Consider the following 20877-nt stretch of genomic DNA (forward strand, 5'->3'; position numbering starts at 1 on the left):
CTCTAAACCAGATGCTCAAGCCAGCCTGATGGCAGCGAAAGCTGCAGGCCGCGTGCAAAAATGAACCAGATTACGAATGCAAAGACGATGCCGACAGGGACGCTGATCCAGAATTTGCGATAACCAAATCCGCGCGCTGTTGCTGCAAAGAGCAAGCCTGTTGCAATGGAAAAGCCCAAGGTCTTCATAGTCAGCATTTGAATGACCAACCCACCGACGATCCAGGCCATTGGCGCAATTTCCTGATGCTCGCGCTCTGGAAACTCACCCTTAAACGCGCTGATCACCGTCCATATAGACAGAATGAACAGCCCGGCTGCTATAATGTAAGGAACGGTTTTCGGTCCGACCGGTGAGTACGAAAGAACGTTATTTCCATAGGCCGTGGACCAGGCAATTGCGATAGCAACCGCCCCCAGAATGAGGGCGATCACAAGAGCTGCGTAATCTGGCGCCGTTCCTGTGGAACGGCGCTCTGCCTGCTGTTCACGTCCTGTCATTTGACGAGGCCGATTTCCTTGAGGATAGTTTCAGTAGACGCCACATCTTTGGCAAGCTGCTCCTTGAACGCATCGCCTGCGAGATAGGTGTCGGCCCAGCCTTTATCCTTGAGGGCCTTCTGCCAGGATTCCGACTTTACCATCTTCTCAACATCGGTATTGATAACCGCTACTTGTTCCGCAGTAATGTCGGGAGCAGCGCCCACCATGCGCCAATTCTGGATCGAAACATCAACACCGCTTTCCTTGAAGGTCGGTGCATCGATGCCCTCAAGGCGTTCGTCACTGGAAATACCGATGATGCGAAGCGTGCCAGCCTTGATCTGTGGATCGAACTCGCCGTAGCCTGAAATGCCCACGGTGACCTGATTACCTAGGATAGCTGCAAGTGCCTCACCGCCACCGGAGAAGGCAATGTAATTGACTTTTGTCGGGTCAACGCCAATGGCTTTGGCGAAAAGTCCAGCGGTGATGTGATCCGTACCACCAGCAGAACCGCCGCCCCAGGAAACAGAACCGGGATCGGCTTTGAGCTTGGTGACGAGATCACCCAGATTTTGAATATCGGAAGAAGCTGGAACAACGATGGCTTCATACTCGCCGGTAAGGCGAGCAATCGGGGTGATCGCATCAAGATTGACGGGAGAATTGTTGGTCAGAATTGCGCCGACCATGACATATCCACCAACAATAAGCTGGCTCGGATCACCTTTGTTCTGATTGACAAATTGGGCGAGGCCAATGGTGCCGCCTGCACCCGGAACGTTGATAACCTGAACGCTACCGGAAATCTTTTCATCCTGAAGCACGCTTTGCATTGTGCGTGCTGTCTGATCCCATCCGCCGCCCGGTGCTGCTGGCGCCAGAACCTTATAATCTTCCGCCGAAGCTGCTCCCGCTATCGCGAGCGCCGTCACGGATGTGATGGCCAGAATCCATTTATGCATAAGTCCTCCCTGAATGCACTTTGCGTGCATTTGCTGCTGTCTTTTGACAGCCCTCCTCAAAATCCTCTGCTTCCCGGGCAGAGACTACTGATCTGGAGACTACAGCAGAGAATTGCAATATACCAGCAAGGCTCCCGGCAACTTTTTACTCGTTTAACAGCATTAGCAAAAAGTCTGATGCGACCGTTTTATATAGCCGAATAAGTCTTCGGCTTCGCTTGACGCGTATAATGCCAGAATGTAATACAGTTACGACGGTTCCCCCGACCGAGAGTGAAGGGGATTAATAGGGAACACGGTGAGGACGACCCAAAAGGGGCCGAGACCGTGGCTGCCCCCGCAACTGTAAGCGGATTGCCGTTCATCCTCGTGACGCCCTAAAAGCGTCATGCCACTGAGTCTCTACAAAATGGCTCGGGAAGGCAGATGAACAGCGAACATCCGCGAGCCAGGAGACCTGCCGTCTAACGTAGTCCATTGTCACGGGCGGGGATGCCCGGAGCAGGAGTTGGTTATGACAGCTTTAAACGTCGCAAGACGTCGCCTCCCATTGTCATTCATATCCCCGGATATGTCAGTCTGCTTCATGCGCCGGATCGCTTCCGCCGTTTGATGCGGCTTTTTCTCATGTCATTTCGGGGATTTAAATGAAACTTTCAGGCCAAGTGCCATATAGCGCACTTCTGGGCGCAGTCGTTCTTTTCGCAACCGGTTTCGCAGCGCAGGCAGCTGAAACCCAATATCCGCTAACACTGAAAAACTGCGGTCGCGATGTAACCTTCAAACATGCACCGGAGCGGGCAGTGGCCGTTGGTCAGAGCAGCACCGAGATTCTCTACAGCCTTGGCCTCGGCGACAAAGTTGTGGGTACGGCCGTTTGGTTCGGCCCAGTCCTCAAAGGCTTTGAGGATGTGAATGCCAAGGTAAAGCGCCTGGCAGATAACGATCCGAGTTTTGAAAGCGTATTGGCGCAAAAGCCAGATATTGTTACAGCGGATTTCCAGTGGCACGTTGGCCCAATGGGCATTGTCGCAAAGCCGGAACAGTTCGAAGAATTAGGTATTCCTGCCTACACATCGCCTTCCGATTGCGTTGGCAAAGATAATTCAGGTGGCGGCGATGGTATTCGCACAGAGCCATTCACGATGAATATCGTCTATCAGGAAATCGGCGAACTGGCTCAGATCTTCAATGTACAGGATCGTGGTGAAAAGCTGATCGCAGACCTCAAGGCACGTGAAGACACGGCCCGCCAAAAGATCGGCTCCTCTGATGGCAAGCTCTCAGCGGTTGTCTGGTTCTCCAGCACGCAGGTTGATGCTGATCCGTATGTTGCCGGTAAGTTCGGCGCTCCTGCCTATATTCTTTCTGCACTCGGCATCAAGAATGTGATTGAGAGTGAAGAAGAATGGCCAGCCGTGGGCTGGGAAACCATCGCCAAGGCAGGGCCGTCGATGATCGTTGCAGCGAAGCTTGATCGTCGTCGTTATCCTGCTGATGACATTGCAGTCAAACACGAGTTTCTCAAGTCTGATCCAGTGACGAAGTTGATGCCTGCTGTTGAAGGCGGGTATGTTTTTGATATCGATGCGCAGTCGATGAGTACGTCGTTGCGAGTGATCGAAGGCATTGAAACGCTGGCTGCTGATATCGCCGGTTCGGATATGAACAAGTGACGTCAAAGGCAGCCACAGCGGGCATTTCACTGAAAACCACGATGAGTTCCCGGGTGCTTTTGGGAGCACTTGCGCTCGTCCTGCTCTTTGTTGCTTTGTGGCTGGGTGCTGCCATTGGCGAAACCGCAATACCTCTGGACGTGGTGGCTAAAACCATCGCCAACCGCGTCTGGAATGCCGGTTACCCACTCGCGCCGATTGATGAAGGTATCGTTTGGAGCTATCGGCTGAGCCGTGCTGTTGTCGCAGCTTGCTGCGGTGCGGCACTGGCCTTGTCAGGTGTGGTTCTGCAATCGCTTCTCCGCAATTCGCTGGCTGATCCCTATATTCTGGGTATTTCTGCCGGGGCTTCAACGGGGGCAGTGAGCGTTGCTATTCTCGGAATTGGTGCTGGTGTGCTCTCGTTGTCAATGGGAGCGTTTATTGGCGCAATCGTTGCTTTTGTTCTCGTTTCCTTGCTCGCATTGCGGGCAGGGCGCGGAAACAGTGCGATCATTCTAGCCGGCATTGCTGGTTCGCAGCTTTTCAACGCGCTGACATCTCTCATCGTCACGAAGGCAGCAAACGCCGAACAGGCGCGCGGTATCATGTTCTGGTTGTTGGGGAATCTTTCTGGTGTGCGCTGGCCGGATGTGGCGCTCGCTTTGCCCGCCTGTGTGGCGGGGCTTCTGATCTGTCTTTGGCATGCCCGTGCGTTAGATGCTTTCACCTTCGGTTCGGAATCCGCTGCGTCGCTTGGAATTCCCGTGCGGCGCGTCTATGCCGTTCTGATTGGTGTCAGCGCCATGATGACAGCGGTGATGGTGTCGATTGTCGGTTCCATTGGCTTCATTGGTCTGGTCATTCCCCATGCGGCCCGCATGCTGGTCGGTGTGCGTCATGGCAGATTGTTGCCTGCGGCAGCACTTATCGGGGCAATCTTCATGATCCTCGCCGATATTGTGTCCCGCATTATCATTCCCGGTCAGGTTTTGCCGATCGGAGTCATTACGGCATTGGTCGGTGCCCCAGCATTTGCGCTGCTGCTTGGACAGAGAAGGGCACAATCATGATGCTTTCTACAAACAACGTCTGCTGGTCGGCTGGAGGCGTTGAAATCCTGCGCGATGTTTCACTCGATGTGACAAAGGGTGAATTTCTCGGCATCATCGGGCCAAATGGCTCGGGTAAAACGAGCTTTCTGTCTTTGCTCTCAGGTGTAAGGCGAAGCCGCTCAGGTGAAGTCAGACTTTGCGACAAGCCAATCCAGAAATTCAACCGGCGTGAGATTGCGCGCAAGCTGGCACTTGTTGAGCAACAGGCCGGAACGACTGAGCGTATCACCGCGAGGCAGGCGGTGGAGCTGGGGCGCACACCATATCTCGGCGCTTTATCTCCATGGTCAGAACAGGACGATGCCATTGTCGATCGCGCCCTGGCCAATGTCGATATGGCACATCTGGCGGATCGTTACTGGCATACGCTCTCAGGTGGAGAGCGTCAACGCGTGCATATCGCCCGTGCATTGGCACAAGACCCGCAGATATTACTTCTGGACGAACCGACAAATCACCTCGATATAGGTCACCAAATCGGGTTGCTCGATCTGGTCAGGCGCCAGCAATTAACTGTTGTCGCCGCACTTCATGACCTCAACCATGCTGCCATGTTCTGCGACCGTATTGCAATCATGAACAAGGGGCGGATTGTAGATTTGGGGACGCCGCGCGAGGTTTTACGAGCCGAATGTATTCGCAGTGTTTTCGGCGTCGAGGTGGATGTCGAATATCACGGTGTGCATGGATGTCATATTCGCTATCGTGTGCCAGGTTATGCCGCGCTAGAACTTAAGCAATCGGCATAGAAACCATTCATTCGCCTTTGGTAATATTCATCAATTCAGATCGAAATAAATAGGCGTTATTTAAAGTAGTTTCTAATATATATGATGATTGTTTTTTACTAAGTTTGTGAAAAGCTTCATTTTTTTCTTAAGTTTATCACGTCGTTGTGAGTGATTTAGTTGACAAACTGTTTCCATTTCATTGACGATTTGTTTATATGGGCGCATCTCGCATTTGGAAAAGCGCTTTCTCGATTGTAAAAATTGAGATCACGTCACCGGAGTGATCGATGCAATCATATTGCGGATGCATCGTTATTTCGGGTTCCAGATGTGTGAACCTAAATCGGTTTCCATGGGCGATTTCGTGGATCGATGATGGTTCAAATTTGAATAAGGTATAGATGTTGGCATGTCTGTGCTGCGGGGGCAGAACCTAAAGCGGGCATGTGGCTAATGTAATTTTTCAAATGAATTAGTGTAAGATTTATTCAACGGCGACCAGCCTTTTCGGGTGGTCGCCGTACTTTATTCAGGGATACTGTGCGCCTGTGACCGTCAGATAAACCGCATAGAGCGATTTGGTTGCGGTGATAAACAAACGATTGCGGCGTGGTCCACCAAAGGTGACATTTGCCACTGTTTGCGGTGTCTTGATCTTGCCGAGAAGGTCGCCCTGCGGTGAGAAACAATGAACGCCGTCGCCCGCACTGGTCCACAGATTGCCGTCTGTGTCGAAACGAAAGCCATCTGGCAGGCCATTATCGACGGTGCAGAAAATCTTGCCACCCGTCACGCTCTTGCCGTCATCCGCGACATCGAAAACGCGGATATGGCGTGGTGCATTCTCGTCATGACTATATGCACTATCGGCAACAAAGAGCTTTGTTTCATCGGGTGAAAAGGCGAGACCATTTGGCTGGTTAAAGTCAGTGATGACTGCCTTAAGTTCGCCGGTTGTCGGATCGAGGCGATAAACATTGCGTGTCGCTTGTTCCGGTTCGGCCTTGTAGCCTTCATAATCCGCCATGATGCCGTAGGTCGGATCGGTGAACCAGACAGCCCCATCTGAACGCACGATGACATCATTGGGAGCGTTTAGTTTCTTTCCCTGATAGCTGTCGGCCAACACGGTGATGCTGCCGTCGATTTCCGTGCGTGTAACGCGACGTCCGCCATGCTCGCAGGTAACGAGCCGTCCCTCGCGGTCGCGTGTGTTGCCATTGGCGAAATTGGACGGTTGCCGAAAAACAGAAACTCCGCCTTCAGGAACCCAGCGCAAGATACGCTCGTTAGGAATGTCACTCCACAACAGACAATTATGATCGCTGATCCAAACCGGTCCTTCGGCCCAACGACAGCCCGTATAAAGTTCATCAAGATCGGCGCTTGCCACGATCATCTGCTTGAAACGCTCGTCGTGGATTTCGTAAATTGAATTATTCTGGGACAAGAAAATTACTCCAGGAATGCTGTTTAACGCTCAGGTCTGCGGCTGCTGGCCAGGAAGATCACCGCAATGATGGTGAGTCCGGTCAGAACGAGACGAACACCGGCACCGAAGCCATAGGTGTTGAGCATGGAGACTATGAGGAACATGAAGAGTGCGGCACCCCAAATACCGGGGATGTTGGAATCGCCGCCTGCAACAGCTGTGCCACCGATGATGACCACGGCAATCGACATCAGCAGATATTCAGCGCCCATGTTGAGTGCCGCTCCGCCCGAGAAACAGGCAAGCAGAAACCCACAAAGAGAAGCGAGAACAGCGCAGAGCAGATAGGTGATGAAACGCGTACCATCGACCGGAACGCCTGCCATGCGTGCAGCAAACGGGTTTTGCCCAATGGCCGAAATCCACCGACCATAGATGCTCCTTTTAAGAAGCACCCAGCCAATGAGGGATAGTACCAGCGCCACGATTGCGACGTTGGGGATGCCAAGCGTTGACGACGTGGTGAACTGAGCCAAAACTTCCGGCGGCTTTACACGTAAGCCCCGATTGCTCCAGATTGCAGTCGACTGAATAAGGAAGCTCATCGACAGGGTCGCGATGATGGGTGGAATGCGCAGCAGCTTGATCAGCGCATAGTTGCAGATGCCAATTCCAAGCCCGATCAGCAGGGCAACAGCCAAACCTGCCAATACCATATTGTCCTGGGAATCCATCAGCTTGAGAGCCAATGTTGCAGCCAGCGTCATAGTAGCAGGCACTGACAGATCGATGTTGCCGGGTCCCAGCGTTATGACGAACATCTGCCCAAGACCAACAATCACGGAGAAGGATGCGAAAGTGAAGGCCGCATAGGACAGACCATGTGCACCGGCCCCGCCTGTAAACAGGACAGTGATAATCCAGACCGCGATCGTCGCAACGAAAGACCAAATCCATGGACGACTTGTGAGAACAGAAATTGCGGTCATTGCTTTTTCCCACGGCTGTCGAGACGGTTGAGGAAGAGACGCAGAGCCAGAACGACGATCAGAATTCCTCCTTGCGCGCCAATCTGCCAGTCTGGCGAAATACGCATGAAGGAAAGGAACGAACCTGCAAGCGTCAGCGTCAGTGCGCCGATGACGGCACCGATGGGAGAGATACGTCCGCCGACAAATTCACCGCCTCCGAGAATGACACCTGCTATCGAGAGCAGCGTATAGCGCAGCGCAATATTGGCATCGGCTGAAGTCGTGAGGCCAACAAGTGCAATACCGGCAAGAACGGCAAAGAAAGCAGCCAATGCATAGGTACCTGCACGGATTGCGGTGATGGACCAGCCCGCGCGCTCGATGGAACGCGTATTGCCGCCTGCGCCGCGCATCAGCACGCCGAAAGTGGTCCGCATGACGATGAAATGCGTGACGATTGCGATCAGCACACTGGCAACGATAGCCATTGGCACAAATGGCGGCTTGGTGGTCATGATCCAGCGCGCCCAGTCTGGCGCCTGACCGCCGGGCGAGGGCAATAGCAGAACGGCCAGTCCGCCCCAGACAAAGCTCATACCAAGTGTCACGACAATGGACGGCAGATTGCGCAGGTGGATGATTGCACCCAAGGCCGCGTAGGCGGCAATGGCTGCGGCCAGGATAAGCACGCCGATGACCGGATTGGTGTTGAGATAAGTCGCGGCCACACAGACCACGAAGCTCACAAAAGTTCCCATCGAAAGATCAAGGTCGTTGACCGCCATGATGAGCATTTGCGCAATCGTAGCGAGTGCAATCGGCACCGCCAGATTGAACAGGAGATTGAGGCCGGTATAGCTCATGGCGCGGGGCTGCATGTAGAAGACAGCGGCCAGCAACAGAGCGAGTGAGAAAACCGGTGTTAGGAGGCGAAGGGATGATGCGGAGAGACGCATTATTCGTGTCCTCCCTCAAATGATGCAGCAAGCACGCTTTTTTCCGTGATTTCATCGCCGACGAGTTCTGTCACGATTGCACCGTCGCGGAAGACATAGACGCGATCACACAGTTCGATTTCGTCCATTTCGGTGGAATACCAGACAAAGGTTCGGCCTTTTTCAGCTTCATGACGCAGGATTTCGTAGACTTCCTGCTTGGTGCCGACATCGACGCCGCGCATGGGGTCATCCATCAGAATGGCATTGGCGCTTGTCGCGAGTGCGCGCGCAAAAAGCACTTTCTGCTGGTTGCCGCCGGAGAGTGACAGAATACGATTGCCCATATCCGGTGTGCGGATCTGGATCTTGTCTTTCCACTGTGCGCCAAGCGTGTCTTCGCGGCTCTCATCAACGAGTTTCATGGATGACAGACGGTCAAGCGAACCGATTGTGAGGTTGTGAAGGATGCTCCAGAGCGGAAACGTTCCGTTGAGGCTGCGATCACCCGCAACGAAGGCTATCTCGCAATTGCGTGCAGGCAGCCAGTTTGGTCGGCGAGCATAATAAAGATCGAGCAACATCTTTGTTTGGCCATGACCGGCAAGCCCCGCAAGCCCGATAACTTCGCCTCTGAAAGCCTGAAACGGCTTAATGTCATTGGCACGCTTGGTGGATGCAAGCACAGGTTTGCCGCTTGAATCGACCTTTGCAGCCCGACGAGCAGATTTCTCGCGTTCCACGCTGCCCATGGCTTCCACAAGGCTACGATTGGTGAAATCTTTTGCCGCACGATTGGCAACGACCTTACCATCCTTCATCACGACGATGCGGTCTGAGGTCGAGAGAATTTCACCAAGCATATGTGAAATAAGGATAACCGAGCCGCCTGTACCCACAAAGCGGCGGACATAGGCCATCAGCTGAGCCGCAATACCCGCATCGAGCGACGAAGTTGGTTCATCGAGAATAACCAGTTTAGGTGCTATGCTTGGTGCTGTAAAATTAATGGAGATTTCCACCATCTGCCGCTCGGCAATCGTGAGCTCATCGATTGTTGAAGAGCAATCAATCTTATGGCCGGGAAAAATATCGCTGAGCTTTTGCGAAATGAGGTCAACCGCCTTGCCGCGCCAGTTCGCGCCCGTAAGGTCGCGCTGCATGATGCGCACATTTTCGGCAATCGTCAGATTAGGAAAGAGTGATAATTCCTGAAAGACGCAGCGAATACCGTGCTTGCGCGCAGTCACCACGCCGTGGCCTTCTTCGCCATGGTAGGAGATGCTGCCTTCATGCGGCGAAAGTCCGCCATTAATGACGTTGACGATGGTGGATTTGCCCGCGCCGTTATGGCCGACAAGTCCCACGCATTCGCCTTCATGGATCACAAGCTCAGCGCCATCCAGTGCCTTTACCGCACCGAACTGCACGCGAATATTGCGTGCGGCGACAACCTCGCGTTTGTCGATTGTTTCAGACATGCACCCGAACTGTATTAGAGATGAGGGAGGGGCAGGCATGAGACACGCCTACCCCGTGAGAAAAAGGATTACTTCGCTTCCGCGATGACCTTCTGTGCGTCTTCAAGCGAATATTCGACATTCGCAACGCCACCCTTTTGGGTGTTGCCAAGGTCCTTTTCGAGCGATTCCTGGCTGACGCTCAGGAACGGAACGACGAGGTCTTTCTTGACTTCCTTGCCGTCGAGGATCTGTTGCGCGACCCAGAAAGCAAGTGTTGAAACACCCGGCGCAATCGAAACCGACATGGTTTCATAGCCGTTCGCGTCTTTCTGCTGCTTCCACCACTGCAGTTCGTCCTCACGATTGCCCATGATGATGATCGGTGTTTCGCGCTTTGCAGCAGCAAATGCTTGCGCAGCGCCATAACCATCGCCACCCTGCGTCACGACTGCATCGATTTTAGGCAGGCTTGGCAGAACACCGGCAACCGCGCGCTGTGCAACGTCGGCCGCCCAATCGCCATGGACTGAGCCGACGATCTTGAAGTTCGGATGCTTTTTGACGCCTTCCTCGATACCAGCATGCATCTGGTCATCCACCGAAACGCCAGCTAGGCCGCGAATTTCAAGCAGATTGCCGCCTTCAGGCAGGCGCTTTGCAAGATATTCGACCTGACCTTCGCCCATCGCCTTGAAGTCCACCGCAATGCGCCATGCGCAAGGCTCGGTTACGATACCGTCGAAGGAAACAACCGTGATGCCCGCATCGCAAGCTTCCTTGACTGCACCATTGAGTGCCGTCGGCGAAGCTGCATTGATGACGATAGCGTCGTAACCCTGCAAGATCATATTCTGAATTTGCGCGGCCTGCTCTGTCGCCTGATTTTCTGCGGTGGTGAAAGCGTCTGCTGCAGAAACCGTACCGGCAGTGACAGCTTCTTTCGTCACTTTGTCCCAGCTCTGAAGCATGGCCTGACGCCATGAGTTGCCAGCATAATTGTTCGAGAAGGCGATCTTCTTCGACGCTGTGTCGGCAAATGCACCGCCAGTCGCCATCACAGTGGTGAGTGCTGCGGATGCCAAAAGAATTTTCCCAAGCTTCATTTTATTCCTCCCAGTTACAAATTTGCGGTGCCGCAGCGTTCTTGACGCTTCGGTCCGTTTGAATCCTTATGTGCGAAGCCTCCCGCACGACCGCTCCTCAACGGTCCCAGTTTGCGCATCACATTACCTATTGTCTTGTGGGCAATTTTCTGGTGAAGCGAGAATGAAATAAATGCGTTGTCCTGTGAAGGCTGATCGAAGCAACCATGGTGCGGTTTCCTGCAGCATAATTGCGGGAACCCGCAAGACGCGTCACAGCATAATTTCTTAAACTGTAATCAGTTTAAGATGAAATTACGCAGCTATTTAAGATATTAGAGCGACTTTAATACGCCCCCAGGGCGCAGCGCTCTATTGGCTAACGGCGTATGATAAGAAGCAAAGCAATCTGTCTTTGGGAGGAGCGTCGCTTGCTGGAATTAGCGCCTGAGCGCCTGCTCGACCATTATCTCAATATTTCGAGATTGCTGGCTGGCCAGCTGGATTTTGATTCCATCATTCAAGCGGTGGCAGCCGAGATCAATCATATCCTGCCCTATGACCACCTCGACGTTTGTATCAAGATGGTCGATGGCAAGTTTCACATCGCTTATGAAAGCGGGATCGAGACGGCCTGGAGCCGAAATCCGCCTGCGCTTCTATCAGGCAGTCCAATTCGCACTCTTCTATCGGGTGAAGTTGAATATCTGCTAACGGACGATGCGCGCACCGACACTCGGTTTCATTTCGAGGGGTCGTTTTCAACGCCGATCATCGAACATGATCTCAAGGCCCGTCTCCATGTACCGCTAAAGGCGCAAGGGGATATTATCGGGGCGCTGAGTTGCTCCAGTTTGCAGTCGGGCTGCTATTCAACACGGGATGTTGAAAACGCGCAGTCGATTGCCGATCTTCTGGCTCCATATTTCTTTGCAATCCGTGCTGCGGAACAGGCCAAACGTTCAGCTATTGTCGAGACGGAAGCGCGGGCGAGGGAGGAAGGATTGCGCTTTGGCGCCCTCAAACTCACCGAAGCGCTGGAGATTGAGCGGCATCGCATCGGCATGGATCTGCATGATCAGACGCTGGCAGACCTGACCCGTTTAGCGCGTCATGTCGAACGTTTGACGCGAGCCCCCGATCTTTCCGGCGAGCAACTGGAACCACTGTTTCGTGGCCTACAGCACTGCATGCAGGATTTGCGTCAAATCATTGAAGAAGCAAAACCTTCTGTGTTGCAGCTTTTTGGCTTCGCGCAGGCGACAGAGAACCATCTTGATCGTTCAATTCGCGAAAGCGGGGCTGCAATCGAGTGGTTTCTCGACGACTATAGCGAAGGTATGACGGACAAGCTTGAGGAGACGGTTGCGACCTCGCTTTTCCGAATTGTGCAGGAAGCGATCAACAACGCGATCCGCCATGCGCTCGCCGGAGAAATCCGCGTTCGTCTTCGCGATAAGGGCGGGCGGCTTCTCGTCGAAGTTATGGATGATGGTATTGGTATGGACCGTCAGGCGCAGCGTATTGGTCATGGTATCGACAATATGCGCACACGTGCGCGGCTGATTTCGGCGAGCTTTGCCATCAGAAAGAATACGGAGGGCAGCGGCACATGCGTGACGATCCATCTGCCACCGGAAACATGTCAGTCAAGTGGAGGGTAGGATGCAGGTTCTGATCGTGGAAGATGATCCGTTGCATCGCACTTATCTGGGCGAAGCGATCCGCGCAGCATTGCCGGAGTGCAACGATGTGCTGGAAGCAGACAATGGTTCAGCGGGCGAGAAGCTCGCGCGGATGCATCGTTCTGCCCATATTGTAATGGATTTACAAATGAGCGGGCGAAATGGCATCGAAGCGGCCCGCACAATCTGGAAGGAAAATCCGGAAACCCGCATCCTGTTCTGGTCGAATTATGCTGATGAAGCCTATGTGCGCGGTGTCTCGCGCATCGTGCCGGAAGGGGCCGCCTACGGCTACGTGCTGAAGTCGGCATCTGATGACAAATTGCGACTGGCGTTGCGAAGCATTTTTGTCGAAGCGCAATGTGTGATCGATCGCGAAGTGCGTGGTTTGCAGCAGAAAAGCCTTGGTCACGCCAGCGGTTTCAGCGAAAGCGAATATGAAATTCTGATTGATATCGCACTCGGGCTGACTGATCGGGTGATCGCACGGCGGCGCAATCTGTCACTGCGAAGTGTGCAAAACAGACTACAGCAACTCTATGAAAAGCTGGGTGTTTATCAGGATAAAGGTGAGCCGGAGGAAGGACGTTTCAACCTCCGCGCTCGTGCCGTGACAGTCGCGTTTTTGCGCAAGCTTTTGAATTACAGCGCGCTGGAGCGCGCCGAAATTGAACTTAACGACTGGCTCAGCCGACAGCCGTCTTTAAACGACGCTGTTCCAGATCGAGGCCGAGCTCCTTCGCGCGAGCAATGATTGGCGCAAAGCGACGCTGCTTCTTTTCTGCGTGATTTGAAGCAATGTCAGCAATGCGGTGCTTGAGGAACGGGTTGAGGAAGCGCTCGCGAACGGTAACAACATAGGCTTCCGCCTGTTCGCCAAGGCCATCTGCGGCAAAAACCGGCAGAACTTCTTCGCGCCAAAGCGCTTCAAGTTCATTGCGGATCGTTTCGTCGTTCATTGCTTCCAGCACGATTTCATCTTTCGGACGATTGCCGTTCAGCCACCGTTCGGCAATGAAACTATGGCCGAGGTTGAGCAAGTAAAGCTTGAGACGCTCATAGAGCGCAAGATTATCCGTCAAGACGATATCGGGATGCGTGCAGGGCAGCCTCAGGCCTTTCGCCTGCTCGATTGCCCAGATTGCATAGGGTTCGGCAATCGCGCCGACCGGATCAATCGGTTCTGATACGATGCGGTCAACGAGGCTGTTGGCGAAGACGCATTTGCTTTCAATCCATTGCGTGAAAGCCTTGGGCAAGCTCCACGTTTCCGCGAGACCCAGCACAATCGAACGCAGTTTGTCGCCATTGCGTGAGATTAGCTCGCAAGGGAAAATCGACAGCGAAGCGTCTGGATTGACCTGCCAGCGATGGTGCAGCAGCACAAGTAGCTTTGCGGGGAAGCTTTTTGGAAGGCAGTCTGTCTCGGTGAGCAAAGAAACATCGTCGCTGGCGTCGAGCTCAAAACCCTTGTCGCCCGTGTTGGACAGAATGACCTTAACCTTTGTTGCCAGCGTGCGGATCGTCTGCCAATCCGTATGAGCGGAATAGGCGGCAGTCACGCTTTTGGCTTGATGTTTCTCATCAATTGGTTCGCCACCTGTAAGGCCGCGAATGATGACCGGATAGCCTTCGCCGCTATTAAGCGCTGCGATGCGCCGCGCACTTTCTGGATTGGAGGTGGTCTGAACGATTGCGACCGTTCCGATTGCGTCGCCCTTTGCAAGCGCTTCCGAAATGAAGAAATCCGCATGTCCGAGCAGAAAGCGGCTCGTTCCGAACTGTAGAATCGATGGCTGATCGGTCATGAAGTCCTCCCTTGAATAGGTTGGAATAGCTATTCCAGCGAGTAAAATTGGTCAAGCCACTCTTTAAAAGTCATCTAGAGCGAGCTGCGACAAAACTGACAAAACCATCAAAATCATGCAATAACAATGACATAGGTGATATTGCACTTTTTGCGTCTTCAAAATATGGTAAGGCCAATTTGGGAGATAACATGAGTGAGCACATCGGCTCCGTGGAACCACGGAGGCTTTACCAACAGATTGCCGACCGGGTCAGGCTGTTGATCCGTGAGGGGCATTTTCCGGCTGGAAGCAGGCTTCCCGCTGAGCGTGAACTTGCGCATCAGCTGGGCGTGTCGCGACCGTCATTGCGTGAAGCACTCATCGCGCTTGAAATTGCAGGCAATGTTGAAATCCGCATGGGCTCCGGCATCTATGTTGCGGCCGAAGAAACGCGACTTCCAGCACAAGGCGGCTCGATTGGCGAAAGTCCGCTTGAAATCATGCAGGCGCGCTCACTGATTGAGGGTAGTGCTGTGCTCATGGCGTGCAGCCATATCACGCTTGATGCGCTGGATCGCCTGCGTGGCAACCTTGATGCCATGCGGTTGCAGATTGAGGCCGGTCGCAAACCCATCGAACTGGATCGACAGTTTCATCTCATTATTGCCGAGCAGTCTGGGAATTCGGTCGTGATGCGTATTGTACGCGACCTGTTTGACGAGCGGCATAGTCCACTCACAGCGCAGATGCGTACGCGTTACGAGAACGCCGAAACATGGACATATGCTTTGGCGGAACACGAGAAGATTTTTGCTGCCCTTGAAGCGAGGGATCCACTTCTGGCACAGGCAGCGATGCGAACGCATCTGGATACATCAAAGCAGCGATGGATGGAGAACGAGCCTCGGGATTAGGTTCGAACATTTGCTGTAGCGGATTTGGGAGTGAGGTCAGAACTATGAACGATAAGGCTATTTCGGCTGTGACGCCGGTAATCCTTTTACATCCGTCCGACGATGTGGCGGTAGCGCGCATTTCGGTCCGTGCAGGAGACCCAATTGGGCTTAGCGATATCATCGCGCGCGATCTGATCGGGCGTGGCCACAAGGTGGCTTTGCGCGATATTTCGGCCGGCAAGGAAGTGCACAAATATGGTCAGGTGATTGGTGTTGCCATTCAGGATATTGCTGTTGGCGAGCATGTTCATCTGCATAATCTCGCAATGCTTCCATCAGAACATGAGCATCAGTTTTCGGTTGATATCGAAGAACGCGGAATGCTGCCGCAAGCAGAGCGTCGTCAGTTCATGGGTTATGATCGCGGGTTCGGCGGTGTTGGTACGCGTAACTATATTGGCGTCATTTCATCGGTAAACTGCTCGGCCACGGTTTCGCGCTATATCGCGGATTATTTTAACCGCATGGGCGGTCTCGATGGCTTCGAGAATGTCGATGGCGTGGTGGCGCTAACCCATGGCAGTGGCTGTGCGCTTAACACCAAATCGGAAGGCTATCGCCTGCTGACCCGGACAATTCAGGGCTACGCCAAACATCCGAATTTCGGTGGCATTCTGCTGATCGGTCTTGGCTGTGAAACCAACCAGATCGCGCCGATTATGGAGCATTATCGCATGGAAGAGGGTACGCGCCTGCGCACCATGACGATCCAGCAACATGGCGGTACCCGCAAGACCATTGATCACGCAATTGCCGAAATCAAGGAAATGCTGCCGCTGGTGAATTCTGCCAAGCGCACACCACAGCCTTTGTCGAAGCTGAAAGTCGCGCTCGAATGCGGTGGCTCTGACGGTTATTCGGGTATTTCTGCAAATCCGGCTTTGGGTTATGCGTCTGATCTTATCGTGCGTAATGGTGGCACGACCGTTCTATCTGAAACGCCAGAAATCTATGGCGCAGAACATCTGCTGACGCGCCGCGCTGTTACGCCTGCGGTAGCTGAGAAGCTGTTGCAGCGTATCGATTGGTGGCGTGATTATACGGCGCGCAACGGTGACGAGCTGAACAACAATCCATCACACGGAAACAAGCTTGGTGGCCTGACCACCATTCTCGAAAAGTCGCTGGGTGCTGTTGCCAAAGGTGGCTCGATGCCGCTTAAGGCCGTTTATGAATTTGCTGAGACCGTCACGGAACAGGGTTTCACGTTCATGGATACGCCGGGCTATGACCCGGTTGCTGTGACGGGGCAGGTTGCCGGCGGTTGCAATGTGATCTGCTTCACGACTGGTCGCGGATCGGTCTCAGGTTTCAAGCCAGCGCCCTGCATCAAAATCGCGACCAATTCCGAAATGTACGAGCACATGAAGGAAGACATGGACTTCAATTGCGGTGGCATCGTCACAGGGGACGAAACCATCGAAGAGTCCGGTACGCGCATTTTCGAACACATTATCGCAGTCGCTTCGGGTGAGCAGACGCTCAGCGAAATCTACGACTATGGCGATAACGAATTCGTACCTTGGCAGGTCGGTGCCGTAACCTGATCTGCCCTTTATTCAATGACGACTGACAGGAATATTTCGATGGTCAAAGCTCTGCGTATCGAGAGCGAAAACGTTACCCGTTTTGCTGAAATTCCCGAAGCACCTCTCCTGCCTGGTCATGTCCGGGTTAACGTGCGTCATGTGGGACTTTGCGGCAGCGATCTGAATACGTTCAAAGGACTAAATCCTCTGGTCGAACTTCCCCGTATTCCGGGTCACGAAATTGGCGGCGAGATCATCGAAGCAGATGAGGGCGTGAGTGCTGCTTATGCCAAGGGTAAGCGCGTTATCGTGTTGCCTTACACCAATTGCGGTACCTGCTCGTCGTGCCGTAAAGGCCGATTGAACGCCTGTCGCTACAATAAGACTCTCGGCGTTCAGCAGAATGGCGGACTGGCAGAACAGATTGTCCTTCCAGCCGAAAAGCTCATTCTGAACGAAAGCTTGGCACCACGTCATCTGGCATTGGTTGAACCGCTTTCTGTTGGATTTCACGCTGTTGAGCGCGGGCGCGTCGAGGCTGGCGACACGGTTGCCGTTCTCGGCTGTGGCATGATCGGTATGGGCGTGCTGATCGGTGCAATTGCGCGTGGAGCTAAGGTTATCGCGATTGATCCAAGTGCGGAAAAGCGCGAACTGGCGCTGAAGTTTGGCGCTACGCACGCTCTACCGGGTGGTGAAGGTGTGGTGGCATCCGTGCAGGAGCTTACCAATGACGATGGTGTGGATATTGCTTTTGAAGCGGTCGGGCTGCCGATCACTTTCACGCAGGCAGTTGACCTCGCAGGCTTTGCTGGTCGTGTGGTCTATGTCGGCTATTCCAAGTCGCCAGTGACCTATCAGACCCAGTTCTTCAATCTCAAAGAACTCGACATCATGGGCTCGCGTAATGCGACGCTCACCGATTTTGAAGCTGTCATCGCCCATCTGGAAAAGCTTGGAAGCGATGCGGATCAACTTATCTCGAAGGTGTTTCCATTTGAGGAAGCTGAACAGGCGCTGTCTTATTGGGACGGCGACCGTAACATCCTGAAAATCATCATTGAACGCAACTGAATCGAAGCAAATGCTCCGTGTCGGGAAGGACGGCATTGAGCGCTAGTGGAGGAAACCGGCCTCGTGGCCATTGTTTGAAGACCCCAAAAGGGAGGAATATCATGAAGAAACTCGTTACCGGCATGATCGCCGCTGGCATGTTGTTGGCAGGAAGCGTGGCAGTCTATGCTGCCAACGTGTCGATCAAAGTTGCCTATGAAAACAACCCGGGCGAGCCTTTTGATGAGGTGATGCATTACTGGAAAGACGATCTTGCCAAGCGCAGCAATGGCGAAATCACGCTTGAGCTTTATCCAAGCTCGCAGCTAGGTTCCAAGAAGGATGTGACCGAGCAGGCCATGATGGGCCTCAATGTCGTGACGATTTCCGATGTTGGCTTTCTGGCAGAATATGATCCTGACCTCGGCGTGCTTTATGGCCCGTTCCTGACGGATGATCCGGCACAGCTTTTCAAAGTGTATGACGGTCCTTGGTTCAAGGAGAAGAGCGAAGAACTGAAAAAGAAGGGCATTCACATCGTAATGCCGAACTATCTTTACGGTATTCGTCAGATCATTTCCAAGAAGCCGATCCGCACGCCTGAAGACCTTAAGGGCCTGAAAATCCGCGTGCCAAACAACGTCATGCAGATCAAAACCTTTGAAGCCATGGGCGCTACACCAACTCCTATGCCTCTGGGAGAAACCTTCCCGGCACTGGCGCAAGGTGTGATCGATGGCGTCGAAAATCCAATTTCGGTTCTCTATGGCCAGAAATTCCAGGAAGAAGCCAAGTATCTGAGCAAGGTCGGGTATCTGACCAACGTTGCACTCATCGTCGGTGGTGAAGCCTTCTTCTCGACGCTGCCAGAAGAACAGCTCAAGATGATCCATGAATCTGCTTATGATGCGGGTCTCTACAGCCAGAAGCTTACGATCGAAAAAGACAATGAAATGATCGAAAAGATGAAGGAAGCAGGCGTCGAAGTGATCGATGTCGATCGTGCTCCTTTCAAGGCGCTTGCTGAAAAGGTCTACACGCAGTTCCCGGAATGGTCGCCAGGTCTTTACGAAAAGATCAAAGCTGAACTGAACTAATCCCCTTCAATCCGGATATTGCCATGTCGCAGATTGGGTCGTGACCCTCGCTGCGGCATGGCTCCGTCATGGAATTTAATCCGATGAAACTTTTTGAAAAACTGATCGACTGGTTGGCCGCAGCGCCGCTTTTCGTGTTGCTGGCGATGTTCAACGCCGCGGTCGTCATGCGTTATTGGATGCATCAACCACTGCAATGGACTGAAGAGATGGCCGGTCTGTTGATGATCTGGATCATTATGCTGGGCAGTGTTGCGGCTGAGCGCACTAACCAGCATCTCGCAATTCCGATGCTCGTGGACATGTTCTCAGACAAGGTCCGCGACATCATCAATTCTGTGATCGGAATTCTCTCCGGGCTCTTTCTGCTTTATGTGTCCTATGCCGGTTATAAGCTTTCGGTCGCAGCGCAGTTCAAAGTGACCGATGTGCTTCGCGTTTCCTATTTCTGGATCGACATCGCAGTGCCTGTCGGCTTCGTGATTATCGCTTGTTACATGTTCGCTGGCGCTTTCAAAACCTTGCGCGCCGCCTTTGCGGGAGGCAAGGCATGAATCTGACCACCATCGTTCTCATCATGCTGGCGCTGATTGCGCTCAACATGCGCCTGTACGTTGCTATTCTGATTGCCGTTTTCACTTACTTCATCTTCTTCAATCAGATGCCAATCGCAATCGCTGTTCAGCGTTTTATCAGCCCTGCACAGAATACGTCTCTGCTCGCTATTCCGTTCTTCATCATGCTTGGCACCGTTATGTCGCATACCGGTATCGCCGAGCGGCTAATCAAGGTTGCTGATATTCTGGTCGGCCGTATGCGCGGTGGTATGGCGCTGACCAACATCATGGTTTCGACCCTGATGGGCGGTGTCAGTGCGTCCAATCTTGCAGATAGCGCCATGCTTACCCGCATGATGGTTCCGGAAATGGTCAAGCGCGGCTATGACAAGGCATTCTCCTGTGCCGTGACAGCTGCTGGCTCGCTCATTACACCGATCATTCCTCCCGGTATTGCGCTGATTATTTATGGTCTGATTGCTGACGTCTCGATCGGCAAGATGTTCATGGCGGGTGTCATTCCTGGACTTCTTGGCGCGGTCATTCTGATGATTGCAGCCTACATCACTTCGGTAAAGCGTGGTTACAAGCCAAGCCGGGAGACGCGGATGAGCGGTTCGGAAGTTGCATCCACTCTTGCATCTGCCTGGCCTGCAGTATTTCTGCTGTTCGCCATTATCGGCGGTATCCGCATGAATATCTTCACGCCGACAGAAGCTGGCGCGGTCGCGGTTACGCTCGTGCTGATCATCGGGTTTGTGATCTATCGCGAAATGCGTGTGTCACACGTAGTCGACTCGCTGATCGAAACCGCGAAATCGACGGCTTCCGTCATGCTGGTTATCATGGCCTCATCGGCACTCGCATGGGTGTTTTCGCTCGAGCAGGCCGGTCAGTCACTGATGCAGCTGATTTCGTCCTTCACGAGCAATCCTTATGCATTCCTGCTAGCGGTTAACGTGATCCTGCTGCTTCTTGGCGCATTGATCGAAGGTACAGCACTGATGATTGTGCTGGTTCCACTGTTGATGCCAACTGTGAAGGCTTTGGGCATTGATCCGGTGCATTTCGGTATTGTCGTCATCGTCAATCTTTCGATTGGGACGCTGACACCGCCCGTTGGTACTGTCATGTTGATGGTGTGTAATATCGCAAAGGTCAGAGTGGGTGACTTCACCCGTCAGGCATTCAGCATGTATCTGGCACTGTTCATCCTGCTTGCGCTGGTAACTTATGTGCCATTCATCTCTACGTTTCTGGCACATTAGAGCGCGTTTCGATCTGATTGGATCAGATTGGCGCTCTAACGCATTCTATTTAAAGCATAATCTTATCGATCCTCGTTTCACTCCGGTCGGATTATGCTCTAATGAAAAAAG

General features: G+C 53.2%; 19 protein-coding genes and 1 riboswitch. Of the genes, 11 read left to right on the forward strand and 8 right to left on the reverse strand.

Going from position 1 to position 20877, the window contains the following annotated elements:
• Nucleotides 1–2: 2 nt before the first annotated feature.
• Complete coding sequence (locus tag OIV19_RS03510; RefSeq protein WP_264230697.1) at nucleotides 3–500, reverse strand: tripartite tricarboxylate transporter TctB family protein; 498 nt, start codon at nucleotides 498–500, stop codon at nucleotides 3–5.
• Nucleotides 497–1447, reverse strand: a complete 951-nt coding sequence (locus tag OIV19_RS03515; protein WP_151091984.1) for a Bug family tripartite tricarboxylate transporter substrate binding protein — start codon at nucleotides 1445–1447, stop codon at nucleotides 497–499. The genes OIV19_RS03510 and OIV19_RS03515 overlap by 4 nt, the downstream gene beginning before the upstream one ends.
• Nucleotides 1448–1685: 238 nt before the next feature.
• Nucleotides 1686–1926, forward strand: a riboswitch (cobalamin riboswitch).
• Nucleotides 1927–2094: 168 nt separating this feature from the next.
• On the opposite strand from OIV19_RS03515, the gene OIV19_RS03520 reads away from it, so the two are divergent.
• From OIV19_RS03520 to OIV19_RS03530, 3 genes are read left to right on the forward strand one after another with little or no spacing between them, the layout of a single operon-like run.
• Entirely contained in the window at nucleotides 2095–3123 is a 1029-nt protein-coding gene (locus OIV19_RS03520; protein ID WP_264230698.1) for an ABC transporter substrate-binding protein, read from the forward strand.
• Between the two features lie 41 nt (nucleotides 3124–3164).
• On the forward strand, nucleotides 3165–4175 hold the full coding sequence (locus OIV19_RS03525; RefSeq protein WP_498831028.1) for a FecCD family ABC transporter permease: 1011 nt from the start codon (nucleotides 3165–3167) through the stop codon (nucleotides 4173–4175).
• The gene (locus OIV19_RS03530; RefSeq protein ID WP_151091990.1) at nucleotides 4172–4966 is read left to right on the forward strand and encodes an ABC transporter ATP-binding protein; all 795 of its coding nucleotides are present in this window, start codon (nucleotides 4172–4174) and stop codon (nucleotides 4964–4966) included. Before OIV19_RS03525 ends, OIV19_RS03530 begins: the two co-directional genes overlap by 4 nt.
• 511 nt (nucleotides 4967–5477) lie before the next feature.
• Here the strand turns inward: OIV19_RS03530 and OIV19_RS03535 are convergent.
• The 5 genes from OIV19_RS03535 to OIV19_RS03555 form a co-directional block, all read right to left on the reverse strand.
• Complete coding sequence (locus OIV19_RS03535; RefSeq protein WP_264230961.1) at nucleotides 5478–6347, reverse strand: SMP-30/gluconolactonase/LRE family protein; 870 nt, start codon at nucleotides 6345–6347, stop codon at nucleotides 5478–5480.
• Nucleotides 6348–6421: 74 nt separating this feature from the next.
• Entirely contained in the window at nucleotides 6422–7369 is a 948-nt protein-coding gene (locus OIV19_RS03540; RefSeq protein WP_151091992.1) for an ABC transporter permease, read from the reverse strand.
• Nucleotides 7366–8307, reverse strand: a complete 942-nt coding sequence (locus OIV19_RS03545; RefSeq protein WP_151091994.1) for an ABC transporter permease — start codon at nucleotides 8305–8307, stop codon at nucleotides 7366–7368. Before OIV19_RS03545 ends, OIV19_RS03540 begins: the two co-directional genes overlap by 4 nt.
• On the reverse strand, nucleotides 8307–9767 hold the full coding sequence (locus OIV19_RS03550) for a sugar ABC transporter ATP-binding protein (RefSeq protein ID WP_264230700.1): 1461 nt from the start codon (nucleotides 9765–9767) through the stop codon (nucleotides 8307–8309). Before OIV19_RS03550 ends, OIV19_RS03545 begins: the two co-directional genes overlap by 1 nt.
• Before the next feature lie 68 nt (nucleotides 9768–9835).
• Complete coding sequence (locus OIV19_RS03555; protein ID WP_264230701.1) at nucleotides 9836–10852, reverse strand: ABC transporter substrate-binding protein; 1017 nt, start codon at nucleotides 10850–10852, stop codon at nucleotides 9836–9838.
• A 410-nt stretch (nucleotides 10853–11262) separates the two neighbouring features.
• Between OIV19_RS03555 and OIV19_RS03560 the strand changes: the two genes are divergently transcribed.
• Nucleotides 11263–12495: a GAF domain-containing sensor histidine kinase gene (locus OIV19_RS03560; protein WP_264230702.1), complete on the forward strand. Its 1233-nt coding sequence runs from the start codon at nucleotides 11263–11265 to the stop codon at nucleotides 12493–12495.
• Nucleotide 12496: 1 nt separating this feature from the next.
• On the forward strand, nucleotides 12497–13270 hold the full coding sequence (locus OIV19_RS03565; RefSeq protein ID WP_191793306.1) for a response regulator transcription factor: 774 nt from the start codon (nucleotides 12497–12499) through the stop codon (nucleotides 13268–13270).
• On the opposite strand, the gene OIV19_RS03570 is transcribed toward OIV19_RS03565, so the two are convergent.
• Complete coding sequence (locus tag OIV19_RS03570; protein ID WP_264230703.1) at nucleotides 13203–14324, reverse strand: mannitol dehydrogenase family protein; 1122 nt, start codon at nucleotides 14322–14324, stop codon at nucleotides 13203–13205. The two genes, OIV19_RS03565 and OIV19_RS03570, sit on opposite strands and share 68 nt — an antisense overlap.
• A gap of 191 nt (nucleotides 14325–14515) precedes the next feature.
• Here OIV19_RS03570 and OIV19_RS03575 point away from each other — a divergent pair, with 191 nt between their 5' ends.
• From OIV19_RS03575 to OIV19_RS03600, 6 genes are all read left to right on the forward strand, one after another.
• The gene (locus tag OIV19_RS03575; protein WP_095444242.1) at nucleotides 14516–15220 is read left to right on the forward strand and encodes a FadR/GntR family transcriptional regulator; all 705 of its coding nucleotides are present in this window, start codon (nucleotides 14516–14518) and stop codon (nucleotides 15218–15220) included.
• 44 nt (nucleotides 15221–15264) lie between these two features.
• A complete protein-coding gene (locus OIV19_RS03580; RefSeq protein ID WP_264230704.1) occupies nucleotides 15265–16809 on the forward strand; it encodes an altronate dehydratase family protein in 1545 nt (514 codons plus the stop codon).
• Nucleotides 16810–16848: 39 nt separating this feature from the next.
• A complete protein-coding gene (locus tag OIV19_RS03585) occupies nucleotides 16849–17865 on the forward strand; it encodes a zinc-binding alcohol dehydrogenase family protein (RefSeq protein ID WP_264230705.1) in 1017 nt (338 codons plus the stop codon).
• A gap of 101 nt (nucleotides 17866–17966) precedes the next feature.
• Nucleotides 17967–18941 (forward strand): C4-dicarboxylate TRAP transporter substrate-binding protein, encoded by a 975-nt coding sequence (locus OIV19_RS03590; protein ID WP_264230706.1) that lies wholly within the window; start codon nucleotides 17967–17969, stop codon nucleotides 18939–18941.
• An 83-nt stretch (nucleotides 18942–19024) separates the two neighbouring features.
• On the forward strand, nucleotides 19025–19495 hold the full coding sequence (locus OIV19_RS03595; RefSeq protein ID WP_264230707.1) for a TRAP transporter small permease: 471 nt from the start codon (nucleotides 19025–19027) through the stop codon (nucleotides 19493–19495).
• Nucleotides 19492–20766 carry a TRAP transporter large permease gene (locus OIV19_RS03600; RefSeq protein ID WP_264230708.1) on the forward strand — a complete coding sequence of 425 codons (1275 nt, stop codon included), beginning with the start codon at nucleotides 19492–19494 and terminating at the stop codon, nucleotides 20764–20766. The genes OIV19_RS03595 and OIV19_RS03600 overlap by 4 nt, the downstream gene beginning before the upstream one ends.
• The last annotated feature ends 111 nt before the right edge of the window (nucleotides 20767–20877 follow it).

The sequence above is a fragment of the Brucella sp. HL-2 genome, from assembly GCF_025846885.2.
Lineage (GTDB): Bacteria > Pseudomonadota > Alphaproteobacteria > Rhizobiales > Rhizobiaceae > Brucella > Brucella quorumnocens.

Bases quoted from the DNA above. Each gene is read 5' to 3' on its own strand.
- OIV19_RS03510 (WP_264230697.1), bottom strand. From the start codon at position 500: ATGACAGGACGTGAACAGCAGGCAGAGCGCCGTTCCACAGGAACGGCG.
- OIV19_RS03515 (WP_151091984.1), bottom strand. From the start codon at position 1,447: ATGCATAAATGGATTCTGGCCATCACATCCGTGACGGCGCTCGCGATA.
- OIV19_RS03520 (WP_264230698.1), top strand. From the start codon at position 2,095: ATGAAACTTTCAGGCCAAGTGCCATATAGCGCACTTCTGGGCGCAGTC.
- OIV19_RS03525 (WP_498831028.1), top strand. From the start codon at position 3,165: ATGAGTTCCCGGGTGCTTTTGGGAGCACTTGCGCTCGTCCTGCTCTTT.
- OIV19_RS03530 (WP_151091990.1), top strand. From the start codon at position 4,172: ATGATGCTTTCTACAAACAACGTCTGCTGGTCGGCTGGAGGCGTTGAA.
- OIV19_RS03535 (WP_264230961.1), bottom strand. From the start codon at position 6,347: ATGATCGTGGCAAGCGCCGATCTTGATGAACTTTATACGGGCTGTCGT.
- OIV19_RS03540 (WP_151091992.1), bottom strand. From the start codon at position 7,369: ATGACCGCAATTTCTGTTCTCACAAGTCGTCCATGGATTTGGTCTTTC.
- OIV19_RS03545 (WP_151091994.1), bottom strand. From the start codon at position 8,307: ATGCGTCTCTCCGCATCATCCCTTCGCCTCCTAACACCGGTTTTCTCA.
- OIV19_RS03550 (WP_264230700.1), bottom strand. From the start codon at position 9,767: ATGTCTGAAACAATCGACAAACGCGAGGTTGTCGCCGCACGCAATATT.
- OIV19_RS03555 (WP_264230701.1), bottom strand. From the start codon at position 10,852: ATGAAGCTTGGGAAAATTCTTTTGGCATCCGCAGCACTCACCACTGTG.
- OIV19_RS03565 (WP_191793306.1), top strand. From the start codon at position 12,497: ATGCAGGTTCTGATCGTGGAAGATGATCCGTTGCATCGCACTTATCTG.
- OIV19_RS03570 (WP_264230703.1), bottom strand. From the start codon at position 14,324: ATGACCGATCAGCCATCGATTCTACAGTTCGGAACGAGCCGCTTTCTG.
- OIV19_RS03575 (WP_095444242.1), top strand. From the start codon at position 14,516: ATGAGTGAGCACATCGGCTCCGTGGAACCACGGAGGCTTTACCAACAG.
- OIV19_RS03580 (WP_264230704.1), top strand. From the start codon at position 15,265: ATGAACGATAAGGCTATTTCGGCTGTGACGCCGGTAATCCTTTTACAT.
- OIV19_RS03585 (WP_264230705.1), top strand. From the start codon at position 16,849: ATGGTCAAAGCTCTGCGTATCGAGAGCGAAAACGTTACCCGTTTTGCT.
- OIV19_RS03590 (WP_264230706.1), top strand. From the start codon at position 17,967: ATGAAGAAACTCGTTACCGGCATGATCGCCGCTGGCATGTTGTTGGCA.
- OIV19_RS03595 (WP_264230707.1), top strand. From the start codon at position 19,025: ATGAAACTTTTTGAAAAACTGATCGACTGGTTGGCCGCAGCGCCGCTT.
- OIV19_RS03600 (WP_264230708.1), top strand. From the start codon at position 19,492: ATGAATCTGACCACCATCGTTCTCATCATGCTGGCGCTGATTGCGCTC.